Source organism: Deltaproteobacteria bacterium, assembly GCA_020848905.1.
Lineage (GTDB): Bacteria > Myxococcota_A > Polyangia.
Genome location: JADLHG010000069.1, coordinates 122240 through 145541, shown reverse-complemented (window position 1 = coordinate 145541; position 23302 = coordinate 122240). Strand labels below are relative to the sequence as shown.

Here is a 23302-nt window from a genome sequence, read left to right as displayed (position 1 = left end):
TGATAGATCTCTGGGGCGCCGGAGTCGTCCGGTGTGCCGGACCGGCCCGTCCGCATACCGGACCAGGAAACCCGGCTACGAGCAACCAGAGCAATGAGCAACCACGGTCGGGTTCCCGCGGGGGTTCCCGCGGTCGGGTTCGTGGAGAAGCAACCACGGTCGGTCCGGGTCGTCCGGGTCGGAGCCGGGTCCGCTTCCGACGTCGCGGCGCAACGCGCCTAGACGTCGCGACGGCGAAACCGTCGACGACGGCGGACCGCGGCGAGGAGTGTGACCCCGGACCAGGCGCTCGCCCACCCCTGGACCTCGCCCGTCCACGTCGCACAGCCGCAACCCGCGCTGCTCGCCGGCCTGCCTCCGGCGTCACTCGCCCCGTCGTCCCCACGCGCGGCATCTCGCGCCCAGACCCCCGCATCACGTCCACCGTCGGATACGCCCCCGTCCGATCTGGACACGCCACGCACGGCAACGCGGGTCACGACACGCGTGCCGGGCTCGGGCACCGTTACCACGTGCGTGATCGTGGGCTCCTCCAGGGACCGGAGGGTGCAGCGCGCCGGACGCGACGCCGTGGCGGGCACTGTGAGCAAGGTCGCCCCGCGCTCCATGCGGCTCACCTGGCAGTCGATCGAGGACCACCCGCTACCAACGAGCTGGCCTGCCTCGTCGACGGCGAGCACGGCCAGCCCGTCCGCTGCCGTGCCCAGAGGTTTTACTCCTGCGAGGAAATAGTTCCGCGCACGCAGCCTCTCGCCGCCCACCGTCACCTCCGCGTCGAGCTGATAGGCGCCGAAGGGCCAGGACATCGTCTCCGTCAGTGGGACCGCGTTGCCGCCCGGGTAGCTGGGCTTGGCCGTCGCTAGCGAGCCTTCACTGCGAAAGCGTTCTTTTCCGTCAACGTCGGTCACCCGCAAGGTGACGAGCTCGCCGCTCTCGATCCGTACCTGCGCCGGCAGCGCGGGGTACTGCGGATCGCGTCCCCAAGCAAAGGCGAAAAACACGACCCAGGTTGGGCTCACCGGGCTCGCGGGCCAGTCGGCGCCGCGCCGACCGTATACGCCGAGGAACCGTCCCTGCGTAGTCGTACCCGCGGCCACGGGTTGCGCCGGAATCCACACGCTCGGCGGCACACCGTCCACGGGCGCGACGAGCGCCTCGCCCACGGCCTGGACCAGGGTCGTGGGCTCGACCAGCCCCTGCGGGCGCGTGTAGAGCGCGCGGTTCACCTTCCCCAGCGCGTCCGCGGACTCCCACTGGCCGGCCGGTCCCGCGTGCTGCGAGAGCGCAAGCAACGAGAACAGCCCCGCGTAGGCGGTGGGCCCCGAGATCCAGTCGGCATACGAGCGATTGACCATCAGGTGCCCGTAGGCGCGCGCTCCCAGGTTGGCGAACGTGTCGTACCAGAGTACGGCGTCCTTCCAGTCGAACGAGGCGTCGAGCGTACGCGTGCCTGTCTGGAGCAGGCGTTCGCGCACGAGCTCGACTCCGGCGCTCGTCATGCCCTCCTCGGCCCAGCTCGCCGTGAAAACGTAGCCGCCGTGAAAGGCGTGGATCAGCTCGTGCGTGAGGAACTGGTCGAAGGCCGGAGTGGGCGCCGGAACGGCGTCCCGGCAGGAGGGGAGCCAGCCGAGCACGAGCTGGCCGGTCACCGGGTTGTACATCCCGCCGTAGTACGTTGGGTCGTGCCGGATGAGCACGGTGTGCGTCTTCGCCGGCTCGCCGTAGACGCGCACCACCTCCGGGTAGATCGCGGCGAGCGCGGTATTCAGGTATTCCACGCACGAAGTGGGCAGGCTCGGGTCGAAGGAAAGCTCGAGCCGATTACCGGCTTCTGCGCGACCCACCCCGACGAGCGCGATGGCGGCAGCCAAAGCCACGAGCAGCGCTCTCATGCGCGGTGGGCCCGCGCCCCACCTATCCCTGGCACGCCCCGGTACCAGGGCTCAGCGCGCCTGCCCCTGCCGCCGTACATAGGCCGCCTTCACCTGCTGAAGCACCGAGGTTAGTCCGTCCAGGCGATTCACCTCGACGCGGCCACCGGCCAGCTCCGCACCGACGCGCTCCACCTCGCGCAGCATGACCCGCTCGAATGCGCGCTCGGCCGGCGCCTGCCCCTCGAGCCAGCCCCGTCGGAACCAGCTCCGCACCTCGCGATCCAGGTTATGGACGAAGCCCCCGTAGAAATACGTCTCGAGGTTCGCGAGACGGTCCCGTCCCGGGTTGAGCTTGTAGTCCTCGGCGAGAGTACCGATCACCGGCATGCGCTCGGGCAGCCAGAGCCCGAGGCGACCGCGGTGCTCGAAGTCGACCCAGAAGCCGCCGAAGTCGCGGTTCACCACGGTCCCGGTGGGCAGACCCCGCGCGTCCAGCTCCAGCAGCACGTTCTGCCCGTGCGGTTCGCTGGTAATGCCATTCTTCACCGAGAGCTCGATCCACTGCCGCACGCACGGCGCGATTACGCGCTCGCGGATGAAGGTCTCCGCGGGCTGCCCGCTCCGCCGGATCATCTCCACCAGCGCCGGCATCGCGCCGTTCGGCCCCGGCGAATGCAGCGCGAAGAGCGGCATGCACTGCGTGCGCCCCGCGATCACGCCCTCCGGAATGAGCCGGATGATCATGCCCCCCTCGGGCATCCCTCGAGGAATAGCCGTAAGCACCTCGGGGAGCGCCGCGAAGCTTGCCGGGAGCGCCGCCGCTGCACCGGGTCGCGCCACCCGTCCCGCCCGATCCGCCTCGAGCAGCAGGCCGATGCCAGCGCTCCGCGCGATCTCCCCCTGCGAGATCGTGCGACGCGCACCGTTCAGCATCTTGTCCAGGCTCACCTTCAGGAAGAACGGCGTCTCGGGATGCCCCGGAGCCCAGGAGATCAGCGTGCGCGAGGAGGCCGTCGCCGAGGCCGTAAAGTCCTCGGCCCGCTCGGCCCCGGCGACCAGGCGCGCGTAGAGCGGCTCGGACTCGGGATGCACGACGAGCCGCACCTGGGCACGCCCGTTCTGCTGCCGCAGGAACATCGGCCGCAGAGTTCCGGCCAGCTCGTCCGTCGGAAAGGCGTGCATGCGCTCGGCGTCCACCCAGTAGCTCTTGAGCTGGAAGAACCGGCGCTGCTCGGGCGCGTAGCGCGGGTCCTGGTGGTTGTCGAGCGGGTAGAGACGCCGCGCGTCATTCGAACGGTCGTTGCGCTCCTGCTCGAACGCGAGCCAGCGTGCCACGGGGGCCGGAAGCCTCGGATCCGCGCCCCGTTCCGCCGTCGCCGCGGCAGGCGCCAGCAGCAGCGCGAGGACGACCCCCGCCCCGAGATACCTCGCGGCGCATCGCATCGAACAGCACGAGAACATGCAGGGCCTCCGGCAAACGAGGCCGCGGGCCCCCGAGATGGACCGCGCGCATTTCGGCCTCGGATCTGCGCTCGCGGAGAGCAACCAGTATTCCGCACCATGGGCGGAACATGATCGCCTATTTTCAGGAGCTTAGCTGTGAGTGGTCACGGCGTGACCACCCGAGGTTCGCCCGCGTCGCACGTGATTCACCGAGTCCTGGAGCACGCCTCGGAGGCCGCCGCGCCTATCAACCTGGGAGAGATCTCGGAGGGAGAGATTTCGGAGGGGAGACCTCTCGGGCGAAGATCTCGGGCGGCATCAACCTGGGTGGGCGCGCATCAACCTGGGTGGGAGCTGGGCTGGGTGGGCGCGCATCAACCTGGGTGGGAGCTGGGCGGCATCAACCTGGGTGGGCGCGCATCAACCTGGGTGGGAGCTCTGGGCCGCGCATCAACCTGGGTGGGAGCTCTGGGAGCTCTGGGGAGGGTGGGAGCTCTGGGAGCTCACGCCGCGACGGACTCGGCAGAGCGGCTCAGGCGATAGCGGCGCACGAGCGGGGTGCCGCGGAAGACCAGTCCCACGCCGGCGATGCCGTGGCGCGACTCGCGACGCGTGACCTCGGCGATGAAGGTATAGAGCACCTCTCGCTCGCGCCCCACGATGACCTGCACCGCCTCCCCGGGCTCGAGCGCCTCACGCGTGGCGACGAACATCCCGCCCCCGGAGAGGTTGAAGACCGTGGCGCGCGTGTGGCCGGCCGCGCTCTTGAGGAGCGCTGGCATCAGGCAGGCCAGTCGCCGGTGGCGACGCCGTTTCGTGCGGGAATCCCCCTCGAGGAGGCGCGACAGCTCCGAGAGCTCAGTGAGCTCCCGGCGCTCGAGCCGCAGTCCGGCACGCACCCGCGCATGCAAGTACGCGTAGTCGTAAACCTGCTGCACCGCGCGAAGCTGCTCGCCATCCACGTGCCCGCTGCCCTCGCCCTCAAGAACCATGACCTCACTCCTTCCGACCAACTCCCGGAAGATGAGCAACCATCGTGCCAGCCGCGCCCCCTCGCCAAGGTGCGAAGATCGCGTGGCCGTGCACCGGATCTGGCCAGAATGGCAGCGGGCCGGCTGTCCCCAGAGGCAAAGCTGACACGGCTACCCGTGTTGACCTGTTAACGATCCCTGACAGCGGCGCCATGGCCCGCCCGGCACATGGCCCCCCCCGATGTTACGGCGCCTCGCCGCGCGCGATGACCTCCACCTCACCGAGGCCCGCCACCGCCACGCCGTTAAAGGTGCCCGAGACCTTGTCGAGGAACACGCGCACTGTCCGAGCCTTGACGTCGCTGAAGAGCACGTCCGTCCCCGCAACCGCTACGGGCCCGGCGGCTCCTCGGGCCAGCTCCTGACCGGCGCTCGAAACAACCACGGTGGCGGCCGAAACAACCACGGTGCGGCCCGCCCCCGTCGGAGGCCCGTACAGGCGCACGCGCCGAACCGTCACGGGAACCGGAAAGCTCAGCTCCACCCATTGTCCCTGCGTCTGCCCCGCCGCGCTGTACCAGTGACGGGCATCTCCTCCGCGCCCCGTCCGCACGCGCCGGTCGTTGAGCCCGTGATCGTTCGGAACCGCAGCGTGCCGGGACGAGCTGCTGGGCGCCGCTCCAGGGGCGAGGTTCGTCCAGCGAGCCTCCTCGTCGGTCGCCGGCACGGCGATCATCGTGTGACCGACGTGGCACCCCACGCATCGAGCGCGTGCCCCCGGCCGGCCCCAGTTGTGGCCCGCGACGTGCGCCGCCGGCACCGGGTCCCCGGCCCCCCCGTACCGGCCCGCGGAAATAGGGACCTTGTACCCTTGCCCGCTCGGCGTGCGGAGCTGCTCGAAGAGGGGCACGTTGGCCGGCGCGTTGGCCTGGACCGCCCCCCCGGCGCTCACGACCCTCTCCTCGAGCAGGATCGGCCAATCGAGGTGATTGCCCGAGCTCAGGCTGGTCCGCTGATGATCGATGAAGAACCGGATCGTCCCGGCCGACCCGACCGGAATCGCGTGCGCAATCTCCACGTCCACCGGCGCGTTGAAGTATACGTTCAGGGCGTCGAAGACAAAGGTTCCGTCGAGGTCGTACGGGCCGCTCGCCTTGGGCGGGAGGGCGCTCGCCACGCCGGTAACGCCATCGACGATCACCGGCGGCAGGGGCCGCGGCTGCACGACGCGCGGCCGGAGCTCGCCGGTTCCCGGCACGTCATAGTAGGGCTGCAAGTTCGAACCGTCCGCGTTAGCGATATATAGCCCGTAGTCCTGACCAGTATCCTTGGCCCACGACAGCACCATCCGGCCGTCGGGCAGAAATGACGGGTCTGCCGCATAGTTTCCTTTGTAGACGTTATACGAGGGAGGGCTCTGCGTGACGAGCTCGCCATCGTTCGACACGCCGATCACGTGCGAGTAGCCGTGCGGTCCCCGCTCGTAGCGACGGATCCCGCCGAACCCCGACTGATCGGCCAGGTGGTGGAGCGGAACGAAGTTCGCGTAGAGCACGCCGCTCGCCGAGAACCCGCCCCCGTAACCGTGGTTCTCGAAGGCCGCGTAGCCCACGCCGGAGACGCCGCCCCACTGCGCCAGCTCGGTGCCGTCCGGACGGATGGTCACGAGCTGCCACGCGTTACGCGATAGGTCGGGCACCCCGCCGAAACGATCGAGCATGTTCTCGGCCACGAGACCGATATGCTGAGCGTAGCCCACCGGAAGATCCGGAAACGGAATCGTCGACAGGCTGTTCGTAGCGTTGCGGCTATTCCGCCACCAGCGAGAAAACACGATCTTCCCCGTGATGGGATCGACCAGCGGACGGTCCGCCCCGTTCTTCTCCGCGGTAATCCGGTGCAGCTTGCTCCCGTCGGCGTTGACCACGTAGAGGTTGGTGGTCGGCACGTCCTGGTACTGCGCGATCGCCGGCCAGCGCGTGGAGGAAAAGACCACCCGCCCGTCGGGGAGCCAGGCCGGATCGGTGTCGTCGTAGCGGGTGAACGCCCCCGGGTTGCTGCCAAACTGCGACAGATCGAGGGCCCCGCGATCGGAGTGCGTCAGCTGCCGGAGCCCCGTCCCGTCTACATTGATCACGAAGAGTCGCCACGCTCCCGGGTGCTGCCGGATGCCGCCGCCATACTGCCCCGCAGGCAGTCCGGCGAAGACGATCTTCGTGCCGTCGTAGGACACGTCGGGCGCGTTCGCGTCGATCAGGTTCAGCGTGGCAGCCGACGGCTTGGCCCCGTCGACCAGCGTGCGCAGAGAGCCGTCCGCCAGCCGGATGAGCAGCCGGCCAGGGGCCGCCACCTGAAAGCGCGAGAAGGACCCGACCCCCGGCATTCCCTTGGAGCCCGCCAGATACGGAGAACCCGTGGTCGGGATCTGGCGCGAGACGAAGACCACGCTCAGCCCCTGCGGCGGAACGACCGGCGGCGACGCCGTACACGCGGAGGTGTCGAGCGCGCACGCGGTGCAGCGCAGCGCCCCGGCCGCGAAGCCGAAATCCGAGCAGCCCTTGCCACCCAGGTCGGCGCCGTCGCAGGCCTCCGACGCCTGCCGCCGTCCGTCGCCGCACGTCGAGCAGGCCGCCGTATAGAAGGTGCAGTCCGCGTTGCAGGCCAGGCTTCCCCCACCGAAGCCACGGGAGGCGCAGGTCTGGCCGCCGAGATCCTGCCCGTCGCAGGCCTCGGTGCCGTTCTTCACGCGGTCCCCGCACTTGAAGCACCGGCTCGTGTCGAGCGCGCAATTGGCCGAGCAAGCGAGCGTGCCCCCCGTGTACCCGGCGGAGGCGCAGCTCGCTCCCCCGAGGTCCGCACCCTCGCAGAACTCGGCCCCGTCGCGCTTGCCGTTGCCACAGCTCGCGAAGGTGCACTTGGAGGCGTCCAGCGTGCACGCCGAGGAGCACGAGAGGCTGCCCCCTTCGAAGCCCTGCGTCGCGCAGGTCTTACCGCCCAGCTCGGTCCCATCGCAGGCCTCACCGGGCCCCACGACGCCGTCGCCACAGCGACCGCAGGCGCTCAGGTCGAGCTGACAGGTGCTCGAGCATCGGAGCGTCCCGCTGGCGAAGCCCTCCGTGGCGCAGGTCCGCCCACCGAGTTCTGCGCCGTCACAGCTCTCCCCGTCCCCGATGACCTGATCCCCGCAGCTCGGCCCGGGCGGACGCGGTGCACGCTCGGCGCCCGCGAGGTCCGCCACTCCGGCGTCTAGCGCGCTCTGCATCGAGTCCGGGTTCCGCCGTGACGGACCCTCGTTGCAACCGATCAAGAACATCGCGAGGAGCGCCGAGACCCGCCACACGTCGGCCGGAAAGCTCGCCCGCGCCACGCCCGCATGGACGATGGACCTCTGCCGTTCGGTCACGACCCTCGCTGCGCGCACCAGCTCGATCATCCGCACCTCCGGTTGGGTGCCGCTGGCGGGTGCAGCGAACGGACCATCCGCGGTCGAGGCGCCGCGTGCCTCTAGAAGTGGAATGATCTAGAGCAAGCGGTCGCGCTTCGCCCCCGCGGTTCTCCACCGCACGAGCTGGCTGTGGTGGGACTGGTCCTCCGAGCCTGTTGACCGGCGCCCAACAGAGCCGGAGCCTTCTCAGCGTTTTCCGTTGTCAGCGCGCATGCTTGATGTATGGCTCGCCGCCACGGTCAAGTTACCGGCCGTCAGTACGAGAACGCCACTCCCGCCCCCGCGCCGAAGTTGTCCTCGGTGCGGTACGAGCCGTCCTCCTGCACGTGCCAGGAGCGGCCGTAGCTCGCGGAGAGAAAGATCGGCCCCCAGACCTTCACCTTCGCGTAGGCCACGAGCAGCGCGCCGTCCAGACTGAAGGCATCCCCCAGGCCGTCGAAGCCCCGGCGCATGAAGTAGGCCCCGAGCTTCACGAGCGGGATCTTGGGCAGGAGCAGGCTCAGGGTGAGCGCCGCGTTGTTCGGGCCGGTGTAGTCCTCGTAGGTGCCGCCCACGCGCACCCACCCCGCGAAGTCGAAGTAGAGTTCGCCCAGCCAGCCATGCCGTCCGCTGTCCCCAAGGCGCAGCCATCCGAGCTTGGTGAGCGGCAGCCCCGCCGCATCGCGATAGACGCCCGGCGCATACTGCAAACGCTGCACCTCGTACAGGCTATCGATATAGCGCGGCGCATATCCCTTTCCGATAGCGCGATATTCCAGCCGCGTGAGGAGCGTCGGTCCCACCGGCGTCGGAATGCGCAGGTTGAAGAAGGTCCCGAGGTGCATCCCCGCCCCCGTCCCCCCGTCGAAGAGGAAGTTCACGTCCAGATAGGGCACGAGGTCGATGAGCCGATTCTGCACGAGCGTGTATTCCGTGTCCCAGCCGAAGGCCGTGACAGGCGTCGTGCCGCTCAGCCGAAAGTTGGTCTGGTCGTCCAGATCGGGGCGCTTGTCCGCGGGATTCGTGTCCGCCAGGCCCACCGGGGCGCGCCCGTCCCCCGCGACGGTCAGCGCGGTCACGAGACGGCTGGCCCAGACGTTCTTCGAGAAGAAGGAGAGCGGCCGCACGTGCGCGCGCACGCCGTAGACCTCGGGCCCGAGGAGGTTGTCCAGCATGAACTCGATCCCCCCGAAACGGATCGCCGCGTTCAGCACCAGCCCGGCCTGGTAGTGATTCCGGTCGAGGCTGTTGAAGTAGCCGGCCACGATCGTCCCGTGCCCCAGGCTCTCCCCGTCGAGCGCGCCGAAGCGCCCGCGGAAGCGCCAGCGCTCGTAGCCCAGGTTCACCTCCACGAAGCGCAACAGCCGCGCGTAGTCCGAGACCTCGTCCCAGTCCTCCCGCCGCAGGATGTCGCTGGTCTTGGGCGCGCGGTCCCAGACGCGAAAGCGCAGCGGGACCCACACGCCGAAGGTCACGGGCCCGATCGACAGCTCGTTCATCAGATCGAGGGTGACGAAGTAGTCCTCGTTGATGCGCTCGAAGAGCACCGCGCCGCTCACCTCGCCCGAGAGCCCCTTGGGGCGCGGCACCGGCGCGCCGAGCGGAGGCGTGGGCCCCCCATAGCCGCCCGTGGGAATGGGCGGCGCACCCACGATGCCCTTGGCTTGATCCGCGCCGGTCGCAGGCTCGCCCGCGGGGGCCCCTTCGGCCAGGACCGGAAGCGGGCGCGCGAGGAGGAGCGCCGCGGTGACGATGCACGTCCTGACGAGTTCAACAGGTCGGCGGTGGCTCATCCCACCATCATAGTCCAGGCCCCGTACCGCCCGACGTGCGGTCTATCACCCCGCCGTCCTCACCGTCCCCGCCCCATGACCTCCGTCGGGCGGTGCGGGTGCCTGTGGATCGTCAGACGGCCTTTCGGCCACGATCCCGGTGCCTCGATGGAGGCACGAGCTCGACCCTGCGGCGTACCCCGCTAGCGGTAGTAGCCGTACAGATACTCCTTCAAGTAGTGGATCGTCTGCCCTTGCGCCTGCAGCTCGCGGTTCACGATGTCCCGCATCGTGATGAGCCCCGCTACCTGGCCCTGCTGTAGCACCACCAGGTGGCGGCACCGGAGCCGCAGCATCAGCCGGCGGCACTCGGAGAGCGTGGTCCCCGCGTCGCAGAACCGGAGCGGCTGGGTCATCACCTCTTCGACCCGGGTATGTTGCGGGTCGCGCCCCGGCACCAGCACACGCCTCAAGATGTCCCGCTCGGTGATCATCCCGACGGGGTGGTTCTCCGCGTCGGTCACGAGGAGCGAGCCGACCCCCGCCTCTCCCATGCGTTCCGCGGCCTGGCGCACGGTCCGATCGGGCTCGACGGTCGCCAAGCGCGTCTGTCGCTCCCCGAGCAGGTCCCGGACCGTGATCATGCTCTCGCTCCTAGGTTCTGGAGGTTTCACCCCGGAGCCCACCATGGGATCCCAGGGTCTCTCGTCGGCGCGATGCGGTCTCATGAGGGCGGCACCATGCAGCGCGCGGCCATGCAGAGGTCGTCCACCTCGAACGGCTTCTCGAACATGTAGGCCGCGCCCAGCCGGCGCGCCTCACGCGCGATGTCGTCGTCCGCGTCGGTCGTCATGAGGATCACCGGGATGGTCCAGTCCACGCTGCGGAGCGCGGCAAGCGCCTGGAGCCCCGTCCACCCGGGCATCCGCACGCCCGAGATCATCAGGTCCACGGAGTCCCGCTCCTCGAGGAGCGTCGACCCGATGTACTCGACCAGCTCCGTCCCGTCTCGCACGGCCACCACCTCGTAGCCGTCCCGTGCCAGTGCGGAGCACAGCTCCGTGCGAAAGCGCACGTCCTCCTCCGCCACGAGCACCCTCGGTCCAATTCGTGCCGGCATCGCCCTCGTCGCCACCGTCCTCACCGCCGCCGCGCTGTTCATTCTGTCGTGACCTCCGTGGGAGGAAACAGAGTGCATGCGACATACCACGCGGTGTGACCACGATCTCGGGGGGTTCGGCCAAAGCCGCTTGAGACGAATTGCCCCACCGGCTGGTCGCCCGCAAGGTGCTGACGACAACAGGGGTGATCCGATGCTTGATTACGAAGGCGAGCGGCCCTGGGATCATTTGAGACAAGTGCAAGCTTGCCCCGGGTGTGACGCGCGGCGAAGCCTCCACCGCGCCCCCGCTCAGTATTGCGCATCAGCGGTCTCAGGGCTCTGCGCGTAGTTCTTCAGCTTGCGATAGAGCGTGCGACGGTCGAGGCCGAGCACGTGCGCCGCCATGGAGCGGTTGTCACCGACGGCCTGGAGCACGCGAAGGATGTGTCGCCGCTCCATCTCCGCGACGGAGACGAGCTCCACGGGACCCTCCGCCGGCTGCGGCGGAGCGATGCCTCCACGCAGCGTAAGCGGCAGATCCTCGACGCCCAGCCGCCGATACCGCGTGAGCAACACGGCATGCTGGATCACGTTCTGCAGCTCGCGCACGTTCCCCGGCCAGGAGTACGCGAGCAGGCGCCGCGCGGCCCCCGGAAAAAGTCCGTCGACGGCCTTTCCCGTCGTCCGCGCGTACTGTTCCACGAAGTGCTGCGCCAGGAGCAAGACGTCGTCTCCGCGCGCGCGGAGCGGCGGAAGCGCCACCTGGATCACATTCAACCGGTAGTACAGGTCGTCGCGGAAGGTACGCTCTCTTACGGCCACTTCGAGGTTACGGTTGGTGGCGCTGACGATGCGCGCGTCGAATGGGATCTCCGCCGAGCCTCCCACAGGACGCACCCGGTGCTGCTCCACCGCACGCAGGAGCTTGGCCTGTAGCGTGAGCGGCATCTCACCAATCTCGTCGAGAAAGAGGGTGCCGCCGCTCGCGTCGAGCAGCAGCCCCGCCTGCGCACGTCGGGCGTCGGTGAACGCCCCCTGCACGTGGCCGAAGAGCTGGCTCTCGAGCAGCCCCTCGGGGATGGCCGCGCAGTTCAAGGCCACGAACGGCCCGTGAAGCCGCGAGCCCTGGTGATGCAGCGCGCGGGCCACGAGCTCCTTGCCCGTGCCGCTCTCCCCGGAGATGAGCACCGGCGCATCGGAGTCGGCCACCTGCGCCACGAACTGGCGCAGCTTCCGCATGGGAGCGCTGTTGCCGAGGAGCTCGCCCGAGCCGGCGTCCTGACCGAGCACCTGCGGGGCCCGATGCGCCTGTTGCCGCAGGGAGCGCTCGCGGAGCGCCTGGGTGAGCGCGCGCGCCACCAGCGGCAGCTCGACCGGTTTGGCCAGGAAGTCGTACGCGCCGGCACGCAGCGCGGCCACGGCCGACTCGAGGTTGACCAGGCCGCTCATCACGATGACGGGGAGGTCGGGGACGGTGTCTACCAGCCGCTCGCACAGCTCGAGACCGCTCATCCCCCGCGGCACGGCGTCGGTCAGGACGGCGTCGAAGTCGTGTTCACCGGTCTCGCGGAGAGCATCGTCCGCCGAGGTGGTCACCTGCGGGGAGTACCCGAGTTGCTGCAGCCCGCAGGCTAGCGTCTCGCTCGCGTCCGTCTCACCATCCACCACCAACACCCGGGACATCACGACGCTCCTCCCTCCACACGAAGCGACCAGAGCCCTGCCAGAACGACTTCACTGCAAGCCTCCGTGCGCTACCCAACCCAAGGAAGCCGTCAATCTAGGCAGATCGCCAGACCGTTGCAAGGTGCTTCACCCAACAGCGCGACCCCACACGCTGTCTGCCCAAGCGAGCGGCTTCCGCGCCGCGCGCAAGAGAACAGATGGCGGACCAGAGGTCCAGCACCTCACGGCTTCCTTCGGTTGCTGCGCCTGCTATTGCTGACACGGCTCCTGGCGCGCGGCAAGGAGGCGTCCGACCAATCTTCCCTCGGACGCCTCCGCCTCCGACGGCACCGCCTACGACGGCGCCACCAGGTTCATGGCGGCCATCCTCAGATCTTCGAGCTCGAAGGGCTTCTCGAAGAGGAAGGTCACGCCGAGCCGACGGGCGGCGCGGCGCACCTCCACATCGGGATACGCCGTGATGAGGATTACGGGTACGGTCCAATCGATCGTGCGCAAGGCCGCGAGCGCCTGCAGTCCGGTCCACCCCGGCAGCAGGAAGTCGGACACGATGAGATCTACGGCCTCCTGCTCGGAGGCCAGGACCTCCGTGATGAACTTCGCCAGCTCGTCGCCCGTTTCCACTGCCAGCACCTCGTAGCCATCTCCTTCCAGCGCCGCGGTGAGCACCTGCCGGAGCTCACGATCATCTTCCGCAAGCAGCACCCTGGGCGCCCGCTGTCGCCGCAACCCGCGCGCTCTGCCCCGCCCCGTCCGCCTCTCCACCTGCCACCCCGTCGCCGTTCGCATATCTACCCTCCACACCTGGTGCGTTTCGGAGTGCACGTTACGCGCCAGACCAGGATTGGAGGAGAAACGGTGGGGTGGAACGCAACCCGTTAGGGACCTTTTGACGACCTCCGGAGCGCGCGGTCCCCGGCCCCGAGGAAACGGGCGGATTCCCAGACGCTTACGGGGTTGCGCGACGACGGGGCGAATTGCGACCGGAGCAATTCCGCCTCGCCTGGCTCGAGCCAGGAGAACGCGGGGGAGATCACTCCTCGTCGTCGGCTTCGCCGGACGAGGGCAATTCCAGGCCGCCGCGCGGCACCCCGTAGCTGCGGAGCTTCCGGTACAGAGTGCGCCGGTCGAGCCCGAGCACGCGCGCGGCCATCGAGCGGTTCCCCGCCACGGCCTCCAGCACGTGCAGGATGTGGGCGCGCTCCACCTGCTCGAGCGAGCGCAGGTCGGTGCCTCCTCGGTGCTGCTCCGACACTGCGCGGATCACCGTCTCCGGCAGCGGCACGAGCTCGAGGCCCCGCCCCTGCCGTACCGCGAGAGGGAGATCCTCCACCGTGAGCTGGCGGTGCCGGGTCAGGAGCACCGCGTGATGCACCACGTTCTGCAGCTCGCGCACGTTGCCCGGCCAGCGGTGGCGTCGAAGGACCTGCGCCACCCCGGACGAGAACCCTTGCACGGCCTTGCCGGTGAGCGCGGCAAACGCCTCCACGAAGCACTGGGCCAGCAGCAGCACGTCCTCGCCGCGCTGCCGCAGCGGCGGAAGCTCGAGCTCCACCACGTTCAAGCGGTAGTAGAGATCCTTGCGAAAGAGTCGCTGACGTACCGCCGCCTCGAGGTCGCGATTCGTCGCGCTCACGAGGCGTGCGTCGAAGGACACCTCGGCCAGCGCCCCCACGGGCCGCACGCGGCGATGCTCCACGGCGCGCAGGAGCTTGGCTTGCAGCGGCATCGGCATCTCGCCGATCTCGTCCAGAAAGAGCGTGCCCCCGTTCGCCTGCTGGAGCAGCCCCGGTTGCGTGCGCCGCGCGTCCGTGAAGGCCCCTTCCACGTGGCCGAAGAGCTGGCTCTCGAGAAGACCCTCGGGAATCGCCGCGCAGTTCAGCGCGACGAAGGGCCCGCCCGCGCGATGGCTTCGCTCGTGCAGCGCCCGCGCGACCACCTCTTTGCCGGTGCCGCTCTCTCCGCGAACCAACACCGCGGCGTCCGCGCTCGCCACCTCGCCGATCTGGCGGCGCAGGCGCCGGATGCCCGCACAGTGCCCTACTAGGGCCGGAACCTCGGAAGGGGCGAGCAGCGCCGCCGGCAGACGCTCGAGTTCGGCCCGCTCGCGACGATAGGCCACGGCGCGGCGCACGGCGTCGGTGAGGGCCTCGATCTCCACGGGCTTGGGGAGGAAGTCGTAGGCCCCCGCCCGCAGCGCGGCCACGGCGGCGTCCTGATTCCCGAGGGCGGTCATGATGATCACCGGCAGCTCGGGACGGCTCTCGTGCAGGCGCTGACAGAGCTCGAGGCCGTTCATCCCGCTCATCACCACGTCGGTGACCACGGCGTCCAGCTCCTCGTCGGCCGCGACGTGCAGGGCGGCCTCGGCGGAGAGCTCCGCCTTGGTGTCGAACCCCAGGGCCGATAGCCCCCGGGCCAGGGCCTCGCACAGGATGTCTTCGTCATCGACCACGAGCACGCGCGCCGCCATCCGCATCTCCGGGGCGCAGTCGCGTGCGCCGCTCCACTCGTTGCATCGACGGGTCGGCGGCAGGATTGATCCCGTCTCTTCGTCGACCTCAAGCGCCGCGCGGCGGTTACCGCTTGATGCAGGGCCGAACTGGTCGTAACGTCGGGCGCTCATTGAGGGATACTGATCCTGCCGATGCTTCGCTCCCTGGCCCTGCTGTTGCTCGTCCCGGTCGTCGGGTGCAAGGGTGCCGAAACGCCCGAGTGCCCCACCGCCTTCGCCATGGGGGATCCGTGCGCCTGGGAGTTCCAGGTCTGTCCCTACCCGGGGGGAACCTGCGGCACCACGTTCTGCCAGTGCAAGAACCAGCAGGGGGCCTTTCGCTGGGATTGCACGGTCAAGAACTGTAGCTGCACCTGCCCCTGCGGGATCGTGGTCGTGGCGAGCTGCGAGGCGCTCAACTGCAGCAAGCCCGAGGACAAGTGCCCGGCGGGGGGCCTCGACCGGTGCAAGATCCAGTGCCAGGACGCGGGGGTCAAGGACGCGGGGCGGGACGGACCGGCCCGCGACGGGGGCAAGCGCGACGGGGGCAAGCGCGACGGAGGCAAGGACGCCGCGCGGGACAAGGGGGCCGACGGCCCTCGCGACGCGGCGCGGGATGTGAACGGGCAGTAGGGCCCCGAGGCTCCAAGGGCCCCGAGCACCCCGCACGAGGGGTCACGCAACGCCGCCGAGTGGCGGGTGCCCCAGCCACCGCGCGCCGATTCCTCGCCTCTGCCGCACCACGCCGCACGAGATCTCCGCGGCTTTGGCGTCGCCCTGAACCCGTGGCGCGTGGCACGGCCCATGCTCCTCTACGTGCCCGTGGCGTCCCGCTTGCCCATTCGTCCGCTGGCCGCGGCTCCGCTCGCGCTGCTCGTCGGCATCGCCGCCTCCGGCTCTCCGGCACACGCCGCGCCCCCCTGGCTCCAGCGCCTCGTCGACGCTGTGGTGGACCGGGTCGCGGATCTCGGCCAGCCCGACCCCCGCCACGCCTCGGCGCTGACCCCGGCGCGCCGGCACGCGCTGCTGAACGCCGCCGGTTCCCTCCACCTGCGCGACCAGCGGCAGTGGAGCCCACGGCGCCAACCGATGGGCCCGCGGACCGCGCACAGCACCAACACCTACGACGAGCTTCTGCACGCGCTCCGAAGCGGAGCCCAATCCGCCGAGGGAGACGTGAGCGTGGTGCGCGGCGTCGCGGTGATGCGGCACGATCCGCGCTCCCCGCTCGGGCTGACCTTTCGCGACTGGCTGCAGGTCATGGCCGAGGCCAAGTTCGCCGTGGTCAAGGTGGACGTCAAGCGCGACAAGCTCGGGCCGATCCTCGCCGACCTCGAGTACGCGGTGCGGCACTTCGGCCTCAAGCCGGAGCGCCTGAAGCTCAACGCCGACCTCTTCGACGGACCCGGGGGCGACGGCGATCGCAAGCTCCTCGAACGGCTCTACCTGAACCTGACGATGCGCATCGAGCCGGAGGACTTCGTGCCTCTGCGACGCGCGTTCCCGACGGCCACGATCTCCGTCGGTGCGGTAACCTCGAAGACGAGCACGGTCTACGCGCCAGAGCACCTGGCGCGCTTCCGACAGCTCGCGAACCTCTTCGGCGGCAAGGTCAGCTTCGCGCTCCGCTGGGACCTCGTGGACCGCGCCGTGGTTACCGCCCTGCGCGGGGTGGGGCAGCTCGACGTCTGGAACAACCCGGCCTACTTCAAGCCCGTCCCGGCCAACGCCCAGGCAGAGGCCGCGCGGCTTCGCACCCTGGGCGTGGACGGCGTGATCGACTTCGGCGAGTAGCCTCGCGGGCCGGCAGCGCCGCCGCGGGTCAGCGCTCCTCGAGCCACGCGCGATAGAGTCCGAAGGCCGCCACGGTCATCCCGTCCCAGACCTGCCCCTTCGCAATCGCCCGCCGGAGCTCGTCGGGAGCGAGCAGCACGAGCTCCATCTCCTCCGTCTCCTCGGGGGCCGCACCCACCTCCGTGAGCCCGCGCGCCACGAAGAGATGGCAGGTCTCGGTGGTGATGCCGTTGCACGGCGCGTAGCGCCCGATCGGCTCCCAGCTCTCGGCCGCGAAGCCCGCCTCCTCGCGCAGCTCGGCCTGCGCCGCCTCGAGGGCCGACGCGCCGCCGCGAATCCCGCCCCCCGGAAACTCCACGCTCGCCCGCTGGTAGAGGTAGCGATGCTGCCGCACCAGCGCGAGCCGCCCGTCGTCGAGCACGGGCACCACGAAGACCGAGTCCGCCAGCTTGACGTAGTGATAGTCCCCGTCGCCCCCGCGCGGCAGGCGATAGGTTTCGTGGCTCACCTCGAAGTAGTGGCAAGACCAGACGGTACGCTGGGAGAGGCGCTGCCACTTCTGCACACCGCAACCGCAAGGCTTGGCCATGAGAGGTCTCCGGAAGAGGCGCTGGGGGCCGCACCGACGAGGAGAGCAGGCGAGAGGCCGGGGCGTCAAGCGCGCCTCGACCGGCAGCGCCTCGACCGGCACAACCCGATCGGCCTGTTCCGCGCCGGGCCCCTACTTCTTCACCCGCTGGTGCGCAGCCAGCTCGCGCAGCGGGTAGGCCGTGCCGCGCCAGAGGATCGCCCCGCGGCGCACGCAGGCCCAGGTGGAGCGCGCCACCATCAGCAGCAGCAAGAAGAGTCCGAGCGGCCCAAGGAGACCGGGGCCAAAGGGGGTGCCGAAGCGCGCGCGCATGGCCGCGGAGACGAGGGGCACCGAACCCCAGGCGAGCAGGCCCGCGGCGCCCACCGCGAGGAGCGCCGAGCGCGGAACGTGCTGCGCGAGCGCGCCCGAGAGCCCCAGCGCGGGCAGGCCGAGCGCCAGAAAGGGCCCCACGATCGCAACCAGCATCATGAGCATGCGCGCCGCGATGAGCACCACGCTGAAGCGCCCTATCACGGAGAACATGTTCTTCTCGAGGCCGCGGAACATGGCCCCGAGCGAGCTGTACCATTCGACCGCCAGCTCGACAGGTGCCGCGCGCACCTCGCAACGCCCCCCGCGACGCTTGACCAGCAGGCCGAGGCCCACGTCGTCGGCCACCTCGAGGCGGAGCCAGCCCAGTCCCTCCGCCGGGTCGAGCGCGGTGCGGCGCACGAGGTTGAACGCGCCCACCCCGCAGTAGTCTGGGCGGCGCGGATCTTCGACACGCTCGGGGCGCACCTGGACCATGAAGAGCGCGGCGAAGGCGTTGACGGCCACGCGCAGCCAGAAGGTGGGGCTCACGAACCGAGGCATCAGGGAGAGCTGGTCCAGCTTGCGCGCCACGGCCAGGGAGACGGCGCGGCGCAGGACCCCGGGCGCGTAGTGCACGTCGGCGTCGGTGAAGAGGACGAACGCTCCACTGGCCTCGCCGAGGCCCACGTGACAGGCGTGCACCTTACCGAGCCAGCCGGCGGGCAGCGCGCGCACGTGGACGGCCCGCACGCGCGGGTCCCTGGCCGCGAGCTCCTCCACGACCCGATCGGTTCCATCGGTCGAGCGGTCGTTCACGAGCAGGAGCTCGAGGTCCGGGTAGTCCTGCGCGAGGAGCGTGGCGAGCGCCGGTTCGAGCACGGCCGCCTCGTTGCACGCCGGCACCACGACCGTGAGCCGCGGCCAGGCCTCGGGCTCGGGCACCCTTCCGTCGGAGAGCGCGCGCAAACGGCGAGCGACCCGCACGCACGTGAGGTTCGCCACGAGCCAGAAGCAGCTCGTGAGGCCCGCGCCGACCAGCAGGGCCACGATTGCCGTATCCATGCGAACGTCGCCCCTCTCGTGCGGTGAACGATACCCGGAGACCGACCGGCGGATCCGATGAGACCTCGCGTCGTCTCTCGCACCTCGAGTCAGCACCGAGGCGCGCCGTGCCGTCCTAAGCTGTCAGAATCGCGAGCAGACGGTCAACCGCCGCGCGGGACGGGCCCCTCTTTGCCCCGCTGCACCCTGGCGCGTGCTTTGCACATGCGCGTAGACTGCCTCCCCACCACCGGAGGGGGCCCATGACCGACGAGCGCAAGGAGGTTCCCGAGATGCCGCCCGTCCTGCACACCCAGCGTGGCCGCGAGCGACGCCTGTCCCACCGCCTGCCGGTAGACCTGGCCGTCGGTTATCGCTTCGACAACGCCCTGCTCTTCACCGTCCTCGGAGACCTGAGCGACACGGGCACCTTCGTGCGCACGCGCTTGCCCGAGCGGGTGGGAACACGCCTCGAGCTGGAATTCTGCTTGCCGGGCGAGGCGCAGCCGGTGCTGACCCGCGGCGAGGTCGTCTGGTCCAAGCCCTTCCCGCCGGGGGCCAAGGGGATCACCAACCCGGGGATGGGCGTCCGCTTCACGCAGCTCGATCAGGTCACCCGCGCCAAGCTCCAGTCGCTGATCCATCAGCGCGCGTAGGGACGCGCTGCGCTGGTCGGTCGGTTGGCTCCGTAGCCGGCCAATTATCCGGCCACCCGACGCGACAACCTCCGATGATCTAAGGATCCGTTCCGGCCGCCGGGCTGGCCTGCCCCTTGCACCAGCGATCTGCTGAATTCCACTACCGTGCAAACCCGAACCCGAAAGGGAAGGCCCATGCTCGTCCATCCTGGCTCGGCGCCCCGTTCCCTGGCCGCCTTCGTGCTGGCCGCGTCGCTCGTGCTCGCTCCGTCGCAGGGGCGGGCAGCCGACAAGTCCCCGAGGACGACGGCGGTCGCCATCGCCCCCGGAAAGCTCGTCGGCATGGTCTTCAAGACCGGAGAGCAGGTCCCCCGCAGCGCAACGATCGTCGAGGTCCGGCGCGCGCCTCGCCCGGGCGGCAAGGGGAAGCCGGGTACGCTGGTCGGCTACGCAGCGATCAAGAGGGACGGCACCGAGATCCCCCTCACGCTCATCGGGAAGGCCAACTACGAAAAGGACACGACCCACCGCGGCGCGTGGAACGCGGCCGAGCGGCACGCGGCCGACCAGGCCAGGTGCGTGGGCGACGTGTGCATGGCCTTCACCCACCAGCTTCTCCCGGAGAAAACGCGGGAGCTCTTCGCCCGCGGCGAGAGCTTCTTCTGCGGCCTCGCGAGCGGAGTGATGGTCAGGGCCGTGCCGGTGCAGGTAGACGCTCATTACGGCGAGGAGATGAGGCTCCTCCACCTGAACGTGACCCAGCGGGGACGCAAGACGGGGAACTTCTACCGCTGGCTTCGCGGAGACACCGTCCCCTTCTGGGGCCCCGCGCGCTCGATGGAGGTCGCCGAGATGTTCGTCGACAAGCTCGCCATGCCCGGAGTGTCGCGGGTGAAGGTGATGAAGTACCAGAAGCAGTACACGTACAAGAACGGAGGACAGCGGGTGGAGACCTGGCCGGAGCTCGAGTGGAACGGCGAGTACGAAAACGACGGCTCCTACTTTCATCCCGAGGACAGCCTGCAGCGCGCGCCGCACGAGCCGCCGTACTGATCCTCGTCCACCGCTTGCCTGCGCGGACGAGCGGCTCCTCGCCCTTCAGGACGTCCGCGTTCTCGCCTCGGAGGCCTTCGACGCGGTTTGCTTGAGCCGCGGCACCACTCCGAGCGTATAGCCCACGAAGAAGAGCACGATCGCGACGTAGATCGCGAGGCCGACGCGGGCCTCGGGCTGCGGCGTGAGAAAGACCGTCACGAAGAGGAAGGCGAAGATGAGCGCGATGGCCAGGGTACTGACCGGGTGCAGGGGGACGCGGTAGGCCCGCTCGGCCGCCGGCTCCTTGCGCCGGAGCCGCATCACGCAGACGGCCACGAGACCGAGCATCAGCGCCTCGCTCCCCGCCACGGCGAAGGTGAAGGCGTTGAACCCGCCGAAGAGAAGCAAGAGCATCGAGCTGACGAGCGCGACCATGGTCAAGGTCACCACGGCCACCGCCGGCGTGAAGTACTCCGGGTGGATGCGGCTCAGCACGCGCGGCATGGTGCGGTCGCGGCTCATGGCGTAGAGGAAGCGCGAGGTGGTGAGGATCCCCGCGTTGAAGGAGGTCATCGAGGCCAGAAAACTCAGCGCCCCGGCGGCGACGAGGCCGAGCGTCTCGTAGGGGCCGAAGACCACCTTGACGAAGACCACGTGCGGCCGCGCGCCGTAGTTCACCCCGTCGAGCCAGGGCTTGGCGCCGCTCAGCACCTCCTTCGGCACGGCGGAGACGAGGGCCAGGTTGAGCAGCCCGTAGACCACGCCGAGGAGCACCACCGAGCCGGCCATCCCCCGCGGGATCACGCGTGGGTCCTCGGCCTCCTCGGCGAGCGCGGTGACCCACTCGAAGCCGGCGTAGAGAAAGATGGCCACCGCCACGGCCGAGATCAGCCCCTCCGCGGTCGCCCCGGTGGCGAAGGGGTTGGTCCAGTTCTCGAGCCGCCCGCCGAACTGGACCAGCGCCGCGACGCTCACCCCGAGGAGGAAGACGAACATGATAAGCGAAAGAGCGTTCTGGAACCCGGCGGATAATTCGATGCCGCGGTAGTTGATCACGCCCACCACGGCGAAGGCCGCCACCATGTAGACCCACACCGGGGGCCCGCGCGGGATGAGCGCCTCGAACACGCTGCCGAAGACGTAGGCCTCGGCCCCCGACGCGGCGATCACGGTGAAGATGTAGGCCGACGACATGGCCGTCGCGAAGCGGTCGCCGAAGGCCTTCTGCAGGTAGAGCCGCACGCCCGCCGAGGAGGGAAACATGGCCGAGAGCTCGGCGAAGCTCGAGGAGGCGAGCAGGCAGACCAGTCCCGCCACCACCACGGCCATCCAGCCGGTGGCCCCGGGCATCAGCGAGGCCACCTGCACGTCGGCGACGATCGACAGCGTGGCGAAGGCATAACCCGCCCCGACGAGCGCGACGCTCGGGGCGCTCAGGACGCGGCGCAGGTCGGCCATCGCGCGCCTACTCCTCGGGCCAGATGATCATCGTGATCGCATCCAGCTTGATGATGTCGGCCTGGTGCCCCTTCACGCGGATCTCGCCGTTCAGGTACTTCTGCGTCGGGTTGATCCGGCCCCGGAACATGTCCCCGAGGTCCTGCGCGGTGCCGAGCACCTCCAGGTCGCAGCTCCCCTGGTGGCCCTCCACCGCCGGCCCGGCCTCGCCCCCGTCGATGCGCAGGCTCAGCTTGGCCGCGGCGTCGTCGGAGGCCGTGAAGTGGAGCGTGGGGCTCCAGCGCTTGAGGAGCTTCCGGACCTTCGGGTGCCCGTTCATCTTCTCGCGAAACTCGTTGGCAGCCTGGAGCAGCTCGGCGGCGGTGGGCATCGGGGCCTCCCTAGGCGCTCGTGTGCGCGAGGCGGGCCAGAGCCCGGTCCAGCGCGGCGAGCAGTTGGTCGATCTCGGGCTCCTCCATGACGAGCGGCGGATAGAGCCGGATCGAGGACGGGTCGTTGGTGGCCAGGATGGCGAAGACGCCCTCCAGCGCCAGGTAGTGGTTCATGCGGTAACCGGCGTCGGGATCGGAGAAGCGGAGCGCGGTGGCCATGCCCACCTGCCCGTAGCCCCGCACCTGCGCGGGATACTTGTCGTGGAGCGCCTGGTAGCCGGCCCCGAGGCGCTCCCCCTTCGCGCGCACGGCGGCGAGGAAGGCGGGCTGGTTCACGATATCGATCATCTTCGAGGCCACCACGCAGCCCAGGTCGGGCCCGCCGAAGCTCGAGTAGTGGCTGAAGGGATAGGTCAGGAAGAAGTCCGCCACCGTCTCGGAGAAGAGCGTGGCCGAGATGGGATACATCCCGGCGGAGAGCCCCTTGGCCGAGACCATCAGGTCCGGCACCACGCCGGGGTGCTGCTCGATCCCCCAGAAGGTGCCCGTCCGGCCCAGGCCCGAGACCACCTCGTCCACGATCAGCAGCGCCTCGTGCCGGTCGCAGAGCTCGCGCACCTTGGCGAAGTAGCCGGCCGGGGCCTGCAGGAGCCCCGCCTCGGCGATCAGCGGCTCGAGGATCACCGCGGCCACCTCGCCGTCCATCGTGGCAGCGAGCGCGTCGATGTCTCCGTAGGGGACGCGCGAGAAGCCCGGCACGAGCGGCTCGAACGGCGCCCGGTAGTCGGGGTTGCCGATGGCCGAGATCGCGAAGCCCGTGCAGCCGTGGTAGCACTCCTCGGCCGAGATGACGCGCGGTCGACTCGTGTAGCCGCGGGCGATCTTGATCGCCAGGTCCACGGCCTCCGAGCCGCTCACCCCGAAGACGGCGCAGTTCACGTCCCCGGGCGTGGTGGCGGCCAGCTTTTCGGCCAGCTTCAGCCGCTCCCGCGACATGAGGAAGTTGTTGCCGATGTCGAGCGTCTCGAGCGCCTCGCGCAGCGCGGCCACGATCTCCGGGTGCCGGCGGCCCAGGTTGAAGACCCCTCCCACGGCGAGCGCGTCGAGGAAGACGCGCCCGTCGAGGTCCTTGGCGTAGCAGCCCCAGCGCTCCTCCTCGAACAGGTCGAGCCCCACGTGCTGCATGGTGCGCACGCGCATCGGCGTGAAGTGGTGCGCGTAGCGTCGCGTGAGCTCTTTCTTCTCGGGCGATGGCGGGGCGCTCATGCCGCTTCTCCTCGAACCGTGGGGGGTTTGGGCCCGCACCATTACCACAT

General features: G+C 69.7%; 19 protein-coding genes. 4 read left to right on the top strand and 15 right to left on the bottom strand.

What is annotated here, in order from left to right; all coding sequences use genetic code 11:
- Window positions 1-218 precede the first annotated feature (218 nt).
- The 10 genes from IT371_29440 to IT371_29395 all read right to left on the bottom strand — a co-directional run bounded on the left by IT371_29440 (window position 219) and on the right by IT371_29395 (window position 14745).
- Window positions 219-1892 (bottom strand): hypothetical protein, encoded by a 1674-nt coding sequence (locus IT371_29440; GenBank protein ID MCC6751813.1) that lies wholly within the window; start codon window positions 1890-1892, stop codon window positions 219-221.
- Window positions 1893-1943: 51 nt separating this feature from the next.
- Window positions 1944-3335, bottom strand: a complete 1392-nt coding sequence (locus IT371_29435; protein MCC6751812.1) for a hypothetical protein — start codon at window positions 3333-3335, stop codon at window positions 1944-1946.
- 485 nt (window positions 3336-3820) lie between these two features.
- The gene (locus IT371_29430; protein MCC6751811.1) at window positions 3821-4309 is read right to left on the bottom strand and encodes a PilZ domain-containing protein; all 489 of its coding nucleotides are present in this window, start codon (window positions 4307-4309) and stop codon (window positions 3821-3823) included.
- A 223-nt stretch (window positions 4310-4532) separates the two neighbouring features.
- Window positions 4533-7721, bottom strand: a complete 3189-nt coding sequence (locus IT371_29425) for a PD40 domain-containing protein (protein ID MCC6751810.1) — start codon at window positions 7719-7721, stop codon at window positions 4533-4535.
- Window positions 7722-7987: 266 nt separating this feature from the next.
- The gene (locus tag IT371_29420; GenBank protein MCC6751809.1) at window positions 7988-9505 is read right to left on the bottom strand and encodes a hypothetical protein; all 1518 of its coding nucleotides are present in this window, start codon (window positions 9503-9505) and stop codon (window positions 7988-7990) included.
- A 182-nt stretch (window positions 9506-9687) separates the two neighbouring features.
- Window positions 9688-10128, bottom strand: a complete 441-nt coding sequence (locus tag IT371_29415) for a CBS domain-containing protein (GenBank protein ID MCC6751808.1) — start codon at window positions 10126-10128, stop codon at window positions 9688-9690.
- Window positions 10129-10208: 80 nt separating this feature from the next.
- Window positions 10209-10604, bottom strand: coding sequence for a response regulator (locus IT371_29410; protein ID MCC6751807.1), 396 nt, complete (start codon window positions 10602-10604; stop codon window positions 10209-10211).
- Between the two features lie 291 nt (window positions 10605-10895).
- Window positions 10896-12272 carry a sigma-54-dependent Fis family transcriptional regulator gene (locus IT371_29405; protein MCC6751806.1) on the bottom strand — a complete coding sequence of 459 codons (1377 nt, stop codon included), beginning with the start codon at window positions 12270-12272 and terminating at the stop codon, window positions 10896-10898.
- Window positions 12273-12605: 333 nt separating this feature from the next.
- Entirely contained in the window at window positions 12606-12977 is a 372-nt protein-coding gene (locus IT371_29400) for a response regulator (GenBank protein ID MCC6751805.1), read from the bottom strand.
- A 328-nt stretch (window positions 12978-13305) separates the two neighbouring features.
- A complete protein-coding gene (locus IT371_29395) occupies window positions 13306-14745 on the bottom strand; it encodes a sigma-54-dependent Fis family transcriptional regulator (protein MCC6751804.1) in 1440 nt (479 codons plus the stop codon).
- Between the two features lie 174 nt (window positions 14746-14919).
- Here IT371_29395 and IT371_29390 point away from each other — a divergent pair, with 174 nt between their 5' ends.
- Together IT371_29390 and IT371_29385 are read left to right on the top strand one after the other, a co-directional pair.
- On the top strand, window positions 14920-15399 hold the full coding sequence (locus tag IT371_29390) for a hypothetical protein (protein MCC6751803.1): 480 nt from the start codon (window positions 14920-14922) through the stop codon (window positions 15397-15399).
- Window positions 15400-15558: 159 nt separating this feature from the next.
- Complete coding sequence (locus tag IT371_29385; GenBank protein MCC6751802.1) at window positions 15559-16560, top strand: DUF2181 domain-containing protein; 1002 nt, start codon at window positions 15559-15561, stop codon at window positions 16558-16560.
- A 28-nt stretch (window positions 16561-16588) separates the two neighbouring features.
- Here the strand turns inward: IT371_29385 and IT371_29380 are convergent, their stop codons facing one another.
- Window positions 16589-17149 (bottom strand): NUDIX hydrolase, encoded by a 561-nt coding sequence (locus tag IT371_29380; GenBank protein ID MCC6751801.1) that lies wholly within the window; start codon window positions 17147-17149, stop codon window positions 16589-16591.
- Window positions 17150-17281: 132 nt separating this feature from the next.
- Entirely contained in the window at window positions 17282-18505 is a 1224-nt protein-coding gene (locus IT371_29375) for a glycosyltransferase (GenBank protein MCC6751800.1), read from the bottom strand.
- Between the two features lie 242 nt (window positions 18506-18747).
- On the opposite strand from IT371_29375, the gene IT371_29370 reads away from it, so the two are divergent.
- Window positions 18748-19140, top strand: a complete 393-nt coding sequence (locus IT371_29370) for a TIGR02266 family protein (GenBank protein MCC6751799.1) — start codon at window positions 18748-18750, stop codon at window positions 19138-19140.
- A gap of 177 nt (window positions 19141-19317) precedes the next feature.
- Window positions 19318-20175: a hypothetical protein gene (locus tag IT371_29365; protein MCC6751798.1), complete on the top strand. Its 858-nt coding sequence runs from the start codon at window positions 19318-19320 to the stop codon at window positions 20173-20175.
- Window positions 20176-20220: 45 nt separating this feature from the next.
- On the opposite strand, the gene IT371_29360 is transcribed toward IT371_29365, so the two are convergent.
- From IT371_29360 to IT371_29350, 3 genes are read right to left on the bottom strand one after another with little or no spacing between them, the layout of a single operon-like run.
- On the bottom strand, window positions 20221-21615 hold the full coding sequence (locus IT371_29360) for an APC family permease (GenBank protein MCC6751797.1): 1395 nt from the start codon (window positions 21613-21615) through the stop codon (window positions 20221-20223).
- Window positions 21616-21622: 7 nt separating this feature from the next.
- Window positions 21623-21985: an SCP2 sterol-binding domain-containing protein gene (locus IT371_29355; protein ID MCC6751796.1), complete on the bottom strand. Its 363-nt coding sequence runs from the start codon at window positions 21983-21985 to the stop codon at window positions 21623-21625.
- A gap of 10 nt (window positions 21986-21995) precedes the next feature.
- Window positions 21996-23252, bottom strand: coding sequence for an aspartate aminotransferase family protein (locus tag IT371_29350; protein ID MCC6751795.1), 1257 nt, complete (start codon window positions 23250-23252; stop codon window positions 21996-21998).
- Window positions 23253-23302: the final 50 nt, after the last annotated feature.